Origin of the sequence: Sinorhizobium sp. BJ1 (assembly GCF_002531555.1) — a bacterium.
Lineage (GTDB): Bacteria > Pseudomonadota > Alphaproteobacteria > Rhizobiales > Rhizobiaceae > Sinorhizobium > Sinorhizobium fredii_B.
Map to the genome: position 1 here is coordinate 92,635 of NZ_NWTH01000007.1, position 12,193 is coordinate 104,827.

15 protein-coding genes are annotated in these 12,193 nt (G+C 63.2%); 11 read left to right on the forward strand and 4 right to left on the reverse strand.

From position 1 onward, the window contains the following. From CO676_RS12435 to trmD, 4 genes are all read left to right on the forward strand, one after another. Positions 1 to 336, forward strand: coding sequence for a chorismate mutase (locus tag CO676_RS12435; RefSeq protein ID WP_018235965.1), 336 nt, complete (start codon positions 1 to 3; stop codon positions 334 to 336). Positions 337 to 374: 38 nt separating this feature from the next. After that, positions 375 to 749, forward strand: a complete 375-nt coding sequence (rpsP, locus tag CO676_RS12440; RefSeq protein ID WP_014766384.1) for a 30S ribosomal protein S16 — start codon at positions 375 to 377, stop codon at positions 747 to 749. A gap of 123 nt (positions 750 to 872) precedes the next feature. Then, positions 873 to 1,436: a ribosome maturation factor RimM gene (gene rimM, locus CO676_RS12445; protein ID WP_041414769.1), complete on the forward strand. Its 564-nt coding sequence runs from the start codon at positions 873 to 875 to the stop codon at positions 1,434 to 1,436. A gap of 10 nt (positions 1,437 to 1,446) precedes the next feature. Beyond that, positions 1,447 to 2,151, forward strand: a complete 705-nt coding sequence (trmD, locus tag CO676_RS12450) for a tRNA (guanosine(37)-N1)-methyltransferase TrmD (protein WP_097521296.1) — start codon at positions 1,447 to 1,449, stop codon at positions 2,149 to 2,151. Here trmD and CO676_RS12455 read toward each other — a convergent pair. Then, entirely contained in the window at positions 2,133 to 2,879 is a 747-nt protein-coding gene (locus CO676_RS12455) for a sulfite exporter TauE/SafE family protein (protein ID WP_097521297.1), read from the reverse strand. The two genes, trmD and CO676_RS12455, sit on opposite strands and share 19 nt — an antisense overlap. Before the next feature lie 371 nt (positions 2,880 to 3,250). Between CO676_RS12455 and rplS the strand changes: the two genes are divergently transcribed. The 5 genes from rplS to CO676_RS12485 all read left to right on the forward strand — a co-directional run bounded on the left by rplS (position 3,251) and on the right by CO676_RS12485 (position 8,077). Then, complete coding sequence (rplS, locus tag CO676_RS12460; RefSeq protein WP_097521298.1) at positions 3,251 to 3,784, forward strand: 50S ribosomal protein L19; 534 nt, start codon at positions 3,251 to 3,253, stop codon at positions 3,782 to 3,784. Between the two features lie 128 nt (positions 3,785 to 3,912). Beyond that, complete coding sequence (locus CO676_RS12465; protein ID WP_014766389.1) at positions 3,913 to 4,722, forward strand: basic amino acid ABC transporter substrate-binding protein; 810 nt, start codon at positions 3,913 to 3,915, stop codon at positions 4,720 to 4,722. Between the two features lie 63 nt (positions 4,723 to 4,785). After that, positions 4,786 to 5,607, forward strand: a complete 822-nt coding sequence (locus tag CO676_RS12470) for an amino acid ABC transporter permease (RefSeq protein ID WP_097521299.1) — start codon at positions 4,786 to 4,788, stop codon at positions 5,605 to 5,607. A gap of 405 nt (positions 5,608 to 6,012) precedes the next feature. Beyond that, entirely contained in the window at positions 6,013 to 7,422 is a 1,410-nt protein-coding gene (gene leuC, locus CO676_RS12480) for a 3-isopropylmalate dehydratase large subunit (protein ID WP_097521380.1), read from the forward strand. Between the two features lie 109 nt (positions 7,423 to 7,531). Beyond that, positions 7,532 to 8,077: a histidine phosphatase family protein gene (locus tag CO676_RS12485; RefSeq protein WP_097521300.1), complete on the forward strand. Its 546-nt coding sequence runs from the start codon at positions 7,532 to 7,534 to the stop codon at positions 8,075 to 8,077. A 286-nt stretch (positions 8,078 to 8,363) separates the two neighbouring features. Here CO676_RS12485 and CO676_RS12495 read toward each other — a convergent pair whose 3' ends face one another. Beyond that, a complete protein-coding gene (locus tag CO676_RS12495) occupies positions 8,364 to 8,912 on the reverse strand; it encodes a L,D-transpeptidase family protein (protein WP_097521302.1) in 549 nt (182 codons plus the stop codon). Positions 8,913 to 9,055: 143 nt separating this feature from the next. Here CO676_RS12495 and CO676_RS12500 point away from each other — a divergent pair, with 143 nt between their 5' ends. Then, a complete protein-coding gene (locus CO676_RS12500) occupies positions 9,056 to 9,739 on the forward strand; it encodes a response regulator transcription factor (protein ID WP_014766395.1) in 684 nt (227 codons plus the stop codon). 69 nt (positions 9,740 to 9,808) lie between these two features. Then, positions 9,809 to 10,264, forward strand: a complete 456-nt coding sequence (locus CO676_RS12505) for a Crp/Fnr family transcriptional regulator (RefSeq protein WP_014766396.1) — start codon at positions 9,809 to 9,811, stop codon at positions 10,262 to 10,264. A 175-nt stretch (positions 10,265 to 10,439) separates the two neighbouring features. Here CO676_RS12505 and CO676_RS12510 read toward each other — a convergent pair whose 3' ends face one another. Together CO676_RS12510 and CO676_RS12515 are read right to left on the reverse strand one after the other, a co-directional pair. Continuing rightward, positions 10,440 to 11,246: an exodeoxyribonuclease III gene (locus tag CO676_RS12510; RefSeq protein WP_097521303.1), complete on the reverse strand. Its 807-nt coding sequence runs from the start codon at positions 11,244 to 11,246 to the stop codon at positions 10,440 to 10,442. 236 nt (positions 11,247 to 11,482) lie between these two features. Beyond that, the gene (locus tag CO676_RS12515) at positions 11,483 to 12,148 is read right to left on the reverse strand and encodes an outer membrane lipoprotein carrier protein LolA (RefSeq protein ID WP_014766398.1); all 666 of its coding nucleotides are present in this window, start codon (positions 12,146 to 12,148) and stop codon (positions 11,483 to 11,485) included. Between the last annotated feature and the right edge of the window lie 45 nt (positions 12,149 to 12,193).

Sequence of the window (12,193 nt, forward strand, 5' to 3'; positions counted from 1 at the left end):
ATGCTTGATCCCGAGATCAAAGAGGAATTGGCGAGCTACCGGCAGTCGATCGACAACATCGATGCCGCGCTCGTCCACATGCTGGCCGAACGGTTCCGCTGCACCAAGGCGGTCGGCGTTCTGAAAGCCAAGCACAAGCTGCCGCCGGCCGATCCGGCGCGCGAAGAATACCAGATCGAACGCCTTCGCCATCTGGCCAAGGACGCCAATCTGGATCCGGATTTCGCCGAGAAGTTTCTGAACTTCATCATCAAGGAAGTCATCCGGCATCATGAAGCCATCGCCGCCGATCGCTCGCAGCCCGCGGGCAGCGCCGGCACCACCCGTTCCGCTTGAACGAAGCGGTCAAGAAAGCCTGCAAGGAGTAAATTGAAATGGCACTGAAAATTCGTCTCGCCCGTGGCGGCTCCAAGAAGCGCCCCTTCTACCAGATCGTCGTTGCCGATGCGCGCAGCCCGCGTGACGGCCGCTTCCTCGAGAAGATCGGTTCCTGGAACCCGATGCTCGGCAAGGACGACGAAAAGCGCATCGAACTGAATGCCGAGCGCGTCAGCCACTGGCTCGCCCAGGGCGCCCAGCCGACCGATCGCGTCCTGCGCTTCCTCGACCAGGCCGGCCTTGCCAAGCGCCCGGCTCGCAACAATCCGACCAAGGCAGAGCCCGGCAAGAAGGCACAGGAACGTGCCGCCGAAGCCAAGCAGAAGGCCGAAGACGCAGCCGCTGCAGCTGCGGAAACTGCCGCGGAATAATCCCCGCCAAAACGGTGTAGCAAACGGGTGGCATTTTCATGCCGCCCGTTTTGCTTTATGTGCACGTTTAAAGAATTGGAGCGGGATCGGGTACAATGCGCCCGCTCCCAGCTGGATGCCGAAATGACGACACTCGAAAACCCAGTCCTGATGGCGACGATCGGTGCGGCCCAAGGCCTGCGCGGCGAAGTGCGGGTAAAATCCTTCACGGACGATCCGACGGCACTTGGGGACTACGGCAACCTGCACAGCGAGGACGGGCGTGTCTTCGAGGTGCTGGAAATCCGTGAAGCCAAGAACGTGGTCATCGTCCGTTTTCGCGGCATCAACGACCGCACGGCGGCCGAGGCGCTGAACGGTCTCGAACTCTTCATCGAGCGCGACAATCTTCCCGACGACGATCTCGACGAGGAGGAGTTTTTCTATGCGGATCTCGAAGGCCTGGAAGCGGTCGACGGCACGGGCAAGAGCTACGGCTCGGTGACCGGCGTCTTCGACTTCGGCGCGGGTGATCTCCTGGAACTGAAGGGCCCCGGCCGTCGGCCGGTGCTGATCCCCTTCACCGAATGGTCGGTGCTGGAGATCGATCTCGAGGCCGGCAAGATGCTGGTCGATCCGGTCGCCGCCGGTCTCGTCGACGACAAGGACGAGAGCCTCGACAAGCAATTCCCGACGAAGCGCAAGTGAACCGCAGGCCATGTCCTTTCGCGCGACGGTCCTGACGCTATACCCGGAGATGTTCCCGGGCCATCTCGGCGTGTCGCTGGCCGGCAAGGCGCTGGAGCGCGGCCACTGGTCGATCGAGGCCGTGCAGATCCGCGATTTCGCCGAGGACAAGCACCGTACCGTCGATGATACGCCGGCCGGCGGCGGTGCCGGCATGGTGTTGAAGCCGGATGTTTTGGCCCGCGCCATCGACCACGTCTCGATAGATGACGGCCGGCCACGCCTGCTGATGAGCCCGCGCGGCCGGCCCCTGACACAGGCCCGCATTCGCGAGCTAGCCGCAGGCCCCGGGATCGTCATCGTCTGCGGGCGCTTCGAGGGCGTCGACCAGAGGGTCATCGACACGCGCAATCTCGAAGAGGTCTCGATCGGCGACTACATCCTTTCCGGCGGCGAGCCGGCGGCGCTGGTCCTGCTCGACGCGGTCGTCCGGATCCTGCCGGGCGTGATGGGCAACGAATTGTCCGGCCTGCATGAAAGCTTCGAGGGCGGGCTGCTCGAGCATCCGCACTATACCCGGCCGCAGGTCTTCGAAGGCCGTGAGATCCCGGCAGTGCTGACCTCGGGTAACCACGGTGCCGTTGCCAAGTGGCGCGAGGCCGAAGCGCAGCGGCTGACGGCGGCGCGCCGTCCCGACCTGCTGGAGCAGAATACGGTTCAGCCGGTGAAGAAATAATAGGCGGCGAGCAGCAGGCCGACGGCGACGACGATGGCGCGAATGACGGTTTGCGGAACGCGCCGGGCGGCCCAGACGCCGCAATAGCCGCCAAGGGCCGCACCCGGCACCATGATCGCCGCATGCAGCCAGGAAACGACGCCGCCGGCTGAAAAGACAAGGATGGCGATCAGCGCGATGACGATTGAGATGAAGTTCTTCAGCGCATTCAGCCGGTGGTAGCTGCCGCCAGTGGCAAGCCCGAGCACCGCAAGCATCATGATGCCCATGCCGGCTCCGAAGAACCCGCCATAGACGGAGGTCACCATCTGGCTCGCCACGCCGAGCGGCCCGATTCGGTGCTCGTCGCTGCGGGCTTTCGACTTCAGGAGAGGGCCGGCCGCAAAGATCCCCGTCGCGGCGATCAGCAGCCAGGGCACCATCGCCCGGAACGACGGGTTGGAGAGCGAAAGCAGGAGCAGCGCGCCGGCAAGCCCGCCAATCGCCGAAATGGCGCCGAGGACAATGGCGTTCCGCCGATCGGCGCGGATTTCCTTGGCATAGGCGAGCGCCGAGGTGATGTAGCCGGGAAACTGGACGATCGAGGAGGTGGCGTTGGCGACGATCGGCGGCAGGCCCCCCAGCGTCATGGCGCCGAAAGTCAGAAACGTGCCGCCGCCGGCAATGGCATTGACGGCCCCGGATAGGAACCCCGCAACAAAAAGCAACAGCGCCTGGAAAATCGTCATGGCCGTCCTCGAAAAGCTCGGATTCGGGGATAACGGCTGGAGCAATCGATCGCAAGCCCGCCACCAGCCAATAACCCCCTCCCCAACCCCTCCCACCTGTGAGGAGGGGTTGGGGAGGGTTTTTGAATTGGCAGGATTGGGGAGGGTCCTCAGCCGCCAACGCGGGCGATTGGTCGAGAAAATCTGCGATCGGGGATGACAAGCGGCGTCGTTTGGTGTATGTGCCGCACCGGTTCGGGTTCTTGCCCGTCGACCACCAACAAAGAATGGCGAAACCGCTCCTGTCCTCCAAGAGGGCAAGACCTGAAGGAATTCCGACAGGCCGGCCGAGAGCGCTCTGGCTGTTTCAGAAGAAAGCAAAGGTTAGACCGATGAACATCATCCAGCAGCTGGAAGCCGAACAGGCCGCCAAGATCGCCGCCAAGCGCACCCTTCCCGATTTCTCCGCCGGCGACACCGTCCGCGTCAACGTCCGCGTCGTCGAAGGCAGCCGTACCCGCGTCCAGGCCTATGAAGGCGTCTGCATCGCCCGCTCCGGCGGTGGCCTCAACGAGAGCTTCACCGTCCGCAAGATCTCCTACGGCGAAGGCGTCGAGCGCGTATTCCCGGTTTACTCGCCGCTCGTCGAGAGCGTCGAAGTGGTTCGCCGCGGTAAGGTCCGTCGCGCCAAGCTCTACTACCTGCGCGATCGTCGTGGCAAATCGGCGCGTATCGTCGAGAACACCGGCACGCGCGCCCGCAAGCTGAACGAAGCCGAGCGTCAGGCCGTTGCCGAAGAGAAGGCACGCATCGAGGCTGAGAAGATTGCAGCCGCCCAGGCGCTCGCCGCCGAGAAGGCAGCCGCCGAAGCTGCTGAAGCGAAGGCAGCCGAAGAGGCAAAGGCAGCCGAAGCGGCAGCCGAATAAGATTTCGACTCTCTGCGTTGAACGGAAAGGCGGTCTCGGGGCCGCCTTTCTTCTTTAGAACTATCTGCTTGTCTTCCCGACAGAATTTGTGACATTTTCGGTCGCCACAATTTTCGGGAGTTCCTCCAATGACAATCCGTCGCCACGTGCTTGCGGGCATCGCCGCTGCGCTCGCCGTTCCCTTCGTGTTTTCCGCGCCCGCAGTCGCGAGCGACCTGCCGGATCTCGGCGGCAAGACGGTCGTCGTCGTCACCGAGAACGCCTACCCGCCGCTACAGTTCATCGATCCGAAGTCCGGCCAGGCGGTCGGTTGGGAATATGACGCGATGAACGAGATCGCCAAGCGGTTGAACTTCACGATCGAATATCAGAACACCAGCTGGGACGCGATGATCCAGTCGGTTTCCGACGGCCAATACCAGATCGGCATGACCGGCATCACCATCAAGGACGACCGCAAGGAGAAGGTCGATTTCTCCGATCCTTATATGCGTTCGCAGCAGTTCATGCTGGTGCGCGGCGACGAAACGCGCTTCAAGGATGCCAAGAGCTTTGCTGCCGTCGAGGACGCGCTGATCGGCGCCCAGCCCGGCACTTCGCCCTTCTACACGGCCGTCTATGAGATCCTCGACGGCAACGAGCAGAACCCGCGCATCAAGCTGTTCGAAACCTTCGGTGCGACGGTGCAGGCGCTGAAAGCCGGCGACGTCGACCTGGTGCTGACCGACAGCGTCGCCGCCAAGGGCTATGTCGATTCGTCAGCAGGCGCGCTCAAGGTGGTCGGCGAGCCGCTCGGCACCGAGGATTTCGGCTTCATCTTCCCGAAGGGATCCGATCTCGTCCAACCGGTCAACGCCGCCATCAAGGCGCTCAAGGAGGACGGCACCTTCGACGCGCTCAACAAGAAATGGTTCCTCGACTACAAGATGGGCGGCTGATCGCCGGCGCGCGATGAGGTGCGGTCTTCCGCCCGCATCCCGCTCCAACTTATTGGAATCTCGATGGCGCCGGTCCAATCATCCGACACTTCCGAGAAGGGCGACTATCCCTGGTGGCTGGTCGCCCTTCTCCTGATCGCCGTGGCGCTTGCCGCGGTGATCGTCTCGAACGACATCTTCACCCAGGTTTTCACCGTCGTGCTGAAGGGCATCGGCGTCACCGTCTTCGTGACGCTGACAGGCTTTGCGCTGGCGACCGTGCTCGGCCTCGCCGTGGCTTTGATGGCGCTTTCCGAGCACGTGGCGCTGCGACAGGTGGCGCGCTTCTATACGGAAGTCATCCGCGGCGTGCCGATCCTCGTGCTGCTCTTCTATATCGCCTTCGTCGGGGCGCCGGCCCTGGTGGTGACCGTGAATTTCCTGACATCGCCCATCATTTCGGCGGGCTTCATGGAGCCGCTCGTCGTTCGCGACATCTCGTTGATGTGGCGGGCGATCATCGCGCTGATGATCGGCTACTCCGCCTTCATCGCCGAGGTCTTCCGCGCCGGCATCCAGTCGGTCGACAAGGGCCAGGTGGAGGCCGCCAAGGCGCTCGGGCTCTCGCGTTACCAGCGCTTCCGCCTCGTCCTCTTTCCGCAGGCGATCCGCGTCATCCTGCCGCCGCTCGGCAACGACTTCGTCGCGATGGTCAAGGATTCCTCGCTCGTCTCGGTGCTCGGCGTCGCCGACATCACCCAGATGGGCAAGGTCTATGCCTCGGGCTCGTTTCGCTTCTTCGAGACCTATTCGATCGTCGCCTATGTCTACCTGATTCTGACGATCGGCCTGTCGCTGGCGCTCAGGGCGTTTGAGCGGCGGCTGAGAAGGGCTGAGGCGCGGTAGGGTGTCCTATCGCCGGAAACGGCCCCCAACCCCTCCCCACAAGGGCGAGGGACTTACGATGCCGCAGACCACAAGGGCGAGGGACTTACGATGCCGCAGAGTCACTCCCTCTTGTGGGGAGGGGTTTGGGAGGAGCGAACCGAGGCACAGCGCCTGTTGCAGACGCCATCCCGCCGATTGCCGAACAGTCAAAAAATTGATATGAGCACCGGCCATGGAATCCAAATTCGGATGTCGCGAACAGAAAATCGTCGTGCTGCAGGACCATAAGCGTCTGCCGGCACGTTTTTTTGCGCGTGTCTGCGGGGCGCTGACGAGCCGCCTATGCTGATCGCTTGATCAGTGTTGTTTCCGGCCGCACCGCTGCCGGTTTTTCCGTATCTGAATATTCGATGGATATATGCCATGAGCGCACCGCGTACCCTCTATGACAAGATCTGGGACGATCATCTGGTCAACAGCCAGGATGACGGCACCTGTCTGCTCTACATCGACCGTCACCTCGTGCACGAGGTGACGAGTCCGCAGGCCTTCGAAGGACTGCGCATGGCCGGCCGCAAGGTCCGCGCGCCAGAAAAGACGCTCGCCGTCGTCGACCACAACGTCCCGACCTCGCCGGATCGCCACCTCGGCATCAAGAACGAGGAAAGCCGCATTCAGGTCGAGGCGCTTGCCAAAAACGCCGCCGATTTCGGCGTCGAATATTATTCCGAGAACGACAAGCGTCAAGGCATCGTCCATATCGTCGGCCCAGAGCAGGGCTTTACGCTTCCGGGCATGACGATCGTCTGCGGCGACAGCCACACCTCGACGCACGGCGCCTTCGGGGCGCTGGCGCACGGCATCGGCACCTCGGAAGTGGAGCACGTGCTTGCAACCCAGACGCTGATCCAGAAGAAGGCGAAGAACATGCTGGTGCGCGTCGACGGGCAACTGCCGCCCGGCGTGACCGCCAAGGACATCATTCTCGCCATCATCGGCGAGATCGGCACGGCCGGCGGCACCGGCCACGTCATCGAATTCGCCGGCGAGGCGATCCGGTCGCTGTCGATGGAAGGCCGCATGACGGTCTGCAACATGACGATCGAAGGCGGCGCCCGCGCCGGCCTGATCGCGCCGGACGAAACGACCTTCGAATATATCAAGGATAAGCCGCGCGCCCCGACGGGCAAGGCCTGGGACATGGCGCTCGACTACTGGAAGACGCTGCACACCGACGAGGGCGCCCATTACGATCGCGTCGTCGTGCTCGACGCCGCCAGCCTGCCGCCGATCGTCTCCTGGGGCTCCTCTCCGGAAGACGTCATCTCGGTCCAGGGTGTCGTTCCTAACCCCGACGATATTCAGGACGAGACGAAGCGGACCTCGAAATGGCGTGCGCTCGACTATATGGGCCTGAAGCCGGGCACGAAGATCACCGACATCGCCGTCGACCGGGTCTTCATCGGCTCCTGCACCAATGGCCGCATCGAGGACCTGCGCGCCGTCGCCAAGGTGGTCGAGGGCCGCAAGGTCGCCTCGACCGTTTCGGCGATGATCGTGCCGGGGTCCGGCCTCGTCAAGGAACAGGCCGAGGCCGAGGGTCTCGACAAGATCTTCAGGGAAGCCGGTTTCGACTGGCGCGAGCCCGGCTGCTCCATGTGCCTGGCGATGAACGACGACCGGCTGAAGCCCGGCGAACGCTGCGCCTCGACGTCGAACCGCAACTTCGAAGGCCGCCAGGGCTTCAAGGGCCGCACTCATCTGGTCTCCCCGGCGATGGCTGCCGCCGCCGCGGTAGCGGGCAACTTCGTCGATATCCGCGAGTGGAAATAAGCCGGTTTTGAGCTTTTCCGGCATGCTCGGCCGCCCTTCCGGGCGGCCTTTTTTATTGCATGCGTCGGTGCGACAATAGGATCATCGGCCGACACATGAGGAGCGCCCCATGCCTGACGACGCCAGCCCTCCGATACGCCGCCTCATGCTGCTCCGCCACGCCAAATCCGCCTGGCCGGAGGGGGTTGCCGACCATCGCCGGGCGCTTGCCGGCCGCGGTCGAAAGGCGGCCCCGGCAATTGGCGCCTTCATGGCGCAGCGGGGCCTGATCCCGGACCTCGCCCTCGTTTCAACCGCCCGACGCGCGCAAGAGACCTGGGAACTCGTCGCCGAAGCTTTGCCGCACAAGGTTGCCGCCCGTGACGCCGTCAGCATCTACGAGGTTGCCGCCACGGCCATAGTCGACGTGATCCGCAAGGTGGAGCCGTCCGTCGAAAAGCTGCTGCTCGTCGGGCACAATCCGGGCATGGCGGAACTCGCACTGCTCCTCGCCGGCGGCGGCGATGCGGTGGCGCTGGAGCGCCTCAGGAAGAAGTTTCCGACGGCCGGGCTCGCCGTCATGGATTTCACCATCGAGCAATGGTCGGAGATAGCGCCCGGCATGGGGCGGCTCGTCCAGTTCGTGACGCCGCGCCTGCTCGATGATGGATCATGAGGCGACCGGCGCATCCTAGAGCCTTTCCTGGTTAAATTGAACCATTCTGCCGGAGCAGGTTTGCGTCAGAGCAGAGGCGATTGCCGAGTGTCGTGCCCCGGATGTACGGCCGAGGCGATCGCCTCTGAGGCTGGCGGAAAGATGCCCGGCCCTTCGGGTTGGCTGAAGCGCGCGGCCTGTTTGCTCGGCTGGCTTCGCCGTAGCGTTGGCTACGCCGCGCGCCAGCCGAGCAAACATTCCACTCCGCTTGAGCCAACAGAATGGTTCAATTTAACCAGGAAATGCTCTAGGCGACCCTGACTGCCGTTCCCCGACGCATGTGCCGGATCAGCCGTTTCATCGCCGGCAGGCTGACGGCGATACAGCCTTGCGTCGGCTCGTAGCCGGGACGAATGAGGTGGACGAATATCGCCGAGCCCGCTTGCCGCCGTCTGCAGGTGATGTTCCAGTCCATGACCAGACAGACGTCGTAAAGCCCGTCGTCCCGCATCATCGTCTCGTGGCTCGCGGCAAACGGCGCCCTCACTGGGCGGTTATAGGATGCATGGTCCGGCGCGTCGCACCAGAGCATGTCGCGGCGGATCCCGCGCATCGGCAGCCGGGTCGACGGCAGGGAAACGCGATCGCTGCGCACGAAGCCGCCGATCAGTTTCATCGTCGCCCGCGGCGTCGCGCCGTCTCCTTCGCGCTTCAGGGCGGTGAGGCCGCTTCGCCCGATCGCCGCCTGCTCCGTTCTGCCGTCAAAGCTCACAAGGGCGCGCCGGCGGTCGCGCGGCGCAGCGCGGACAAGGATGGTGGACTTCCCCGATCTTACTCCCGACGTTTTCTTGCGCATTATTCTCACAAATTCTTGCTTTGCCCGTGATCTCGCGGCCACCCTATCCACGGTTCCAGGCCGACAAGATTGCGTGTCCGCCGCGCTTTGCCAAGGGCGGCATTTGAGCTAGGTTGAATTCAGGAAGCAACAGGAAATATCCCATGGCGACGCGCACCATCCTCCTTGTCGACGATGACAATGATCTGCGTGAGACGTTGATAGAGCAGCTTTCTCTTTACGAGGAGTTCGACCTCCTGCAGGAATCGACCGCCGGCAAAGGCATCCAGACGGCGCGCGCCCGCCAGGTGGACCTGTTGATCATGGATGTCGGCCTGCCGGACATGGATGGCCGCGAGGCGGTGAAGCTGCTGCGCAAGGGCGGGTTCAAGGCGCCGATCATCATGTTGACCGGTCACGATACCGATTCGGACACGATCCTGGGTCTCGAGGCTGGCGCCAACGACTATGTCACCAAGCCCTTCCGTTTCGCCGTGCTGCTGGCCCGCATCCGCGCCCAGCTTCGCCAGCACGAGCAGAGCGAGGACGCGACCTTCAGCGTCGGCCCCTATACATTCAAGCCGAGCCAGAAGCTGCTGACGATGGAGAACGGCCAGAAGATTCGCCTCACCGAGAAGGAGGCGGCGATCATCCGCTACCTTTACCGTGCCGAACAGAAGGTGGTTACCCGCGACGTCCTGCTCGAAGAGGTCTGGGGCTACAATTCCGGGGTGACGACGCATACGCTCGAAACACATGTCTATCGGCTGCGCCAAAAAATCGAACGCGACCCTTCCAATGCCGAGATTCTGGTGACAGAGAACGGCGGCTACAAGATCGTTCCGTAGCGCGGGATCGCGTGAAGCGGTTTTCCGTTCCGCATTCCGCTCTTCAGAGATAGCCAGGAGAATTGCTGCGTGACGCTCAATGATGACATCGCGCTTCTGTCCAACGTCTCGCTTTTCGCCGACATCGGCGACGACAAGCTTCGGCTGATCGCCTTCGGCGCCGAGCGCCGCCGCATCGCCAAGGGCCACGAGCTCTTTCGCGAAGGCGCTCCGGCCGATTGCGCCTATGCGGTTGCCGCCGGGAGCTTCTCGCTTTCGAAGCTCAACGCCGAAGGCCGCCCGCAGCCGGTCGACACCGTCGGCCGCGGCACGCTGTTATCTGAGCTGGCGCTGATATCGATGGTCGAGCGCAAGTTCACCGCCACCGCCGACGAGGACAGCGAGGTGATCCGCATCAACCGGCCGCTGTTCCGCCGCATGCTGGAAGAATATCCGGAGGTGACCGCCATGGTCGAAGCCCGGATCCGCGACAACCTGCAGGCGATGATCCGCCGGGTCGAGGCGCTGGCCGGGCGTTTCGCTTAGTCGAAGGCAACTTTGCCCAAAAAGCCCCTCCCCACCCTCTTACACAAGTGGGAGGGGCCAGGCGGCCGCGGCTCGGACCTGTGCCCCTCGCAACATCTGAGCTGTCAGAGCCGGTGAGACATGGGTGGACCGGGCGCGGCAAGGAAGCCCCTCCCACCTGTGGGGAGCCCACACCTCAAAGTTCGAAATGGGCGATCACCGGCACGTGGTCGGACGGGCGCTCCCAGCCGCGTGCTTCCCTGAGGATGTCGACGCGGACGAGCTTCGCGGCGAGGTCGGCGGAGGACCAGATGTGGTCGAGACGGCGGCCGCGGTCGGCCGCGGCCCAGTCCTTTGCCCGATAGCTCCACCAGGTGTAGAGCCTTTCAGGCGGCGGGGTATGCTGGCGCATCAGGTCGACCCAGGCGCCGCCGGTCATCACCGTGGTGAGGCCATCGGTTTCGATCGGCGTGTGGCTGACGATCTTCAGGAGCTGCTTGTGCGACCAGACGTCGTGCTCGAGGGGCGCGATGTTGAGGTCGCCGACCAGGATCGAGGAGATGCCCGCTTCGGCTTCGGCGTGCAGGAGTTTCATCTCGTCGACGAAATCGAGCTTGTGGCCGAATTTCGGGTTGATCGTGCGGTCCGGTTCGTCGCCGCCGGCCGGCACATAGAAATTGTGCAGGCGAACGGTCTTGCCGCCAGTTTGAAAGACCACGGAGAGATGGCGCGCATCTCCGACACCGCAATAGTCGCGGCGATCGGCCAGTTCGTGCAACGGCAGGCGCGAGATGGTCGCCACGCCGTGATAGCCCTTCTGCCCGTGCATCTCGATATATTGGTAGCCGAGCTTCTTCAGCGGTGCTGAGGGAAACTGGTCGTCCGGGCACTTGGTTTCCTGCAGGCAGAGGATGTCCGGCTGCCATGTCGCCAGCAAATGCTCCACCAGCGGCATGCGCAGGCGGACGGAGTTGATGTTCCACGTGGCGATGGAAAGCGTCATTCCATATTCCTCTGGAGAATTCGCCGATGACAGAAAGAAGGCGTCCGGCAACACGGGGCCGTTTTAAGCAGGTCCGGCGCCGATCGACAAGCATGAAAAAGGCCGCCCGAGGGCGGCCAATTCTTTCCAGTGTCCGGCTACTGCACGTTTCCTTAAATCCTAGCCGATTTAAGGCGATTCAAGTGCTACAGCGACCTGTGTGCGTCTAAGAAGACGCACGACGCCGTAGAGCAAGGTCAGCGGCCGCCCCCTTTATTTCGCACTTCGTCATAAGGAATGCGGAACACCTTGTCGTCCAGTTGGATGCCGGTCTGCACGTTGAAGATCATCACCGACGTGTCCTTCTTCTGCGCGTCGGTAATCGTCCACTGCCTCAGATTGTAGGTTTTCGGATCGAACATCATGGTGATGGTCGAATCGCCGAAGATCGAGCGGTCGCCCAGCACGATGGTGATGAGATCGGGCTCGACCCGGACGGCGCGCACCATGCGGCTGCTCAGGTCGATCCTCTCGCTCAAGAGCAGATTGAGCGGCGTCTTCGACAAGGGATAGATGTCCCAGGTCTTCAGCTTCATGTTGCCGATGACCACCGACCGGCCGTCGGCGATGACGCGCATCGGCGAGGGTGCCTCGTAGTTGAAGCGGATGCGTCCGGGCCGACGGATGTAGAACTTGCCGCCGGTCTGCTCGCCGCGCGGACCGAACTGGACGAATTCGCCGGCCATAGTCTTCACCGATGAGAAATGATCGGCGATCTTCTGGGCGACGGCGGAGGCCTGCGCCGAAGCGGGTGGCGCATCAAGCGTCGTTCCGGCGATGGCCGTGAGCGCTGCCAGGCCGCAAACGAAGACGCGCCGCGAGATCGCCCGAGTGTTGCCGTCATCGTTTCTTGTCTCTGTCATCGCAGTCTCCTTCATACGAGCGTCATGTGGAGCGCAAGTGGGGCG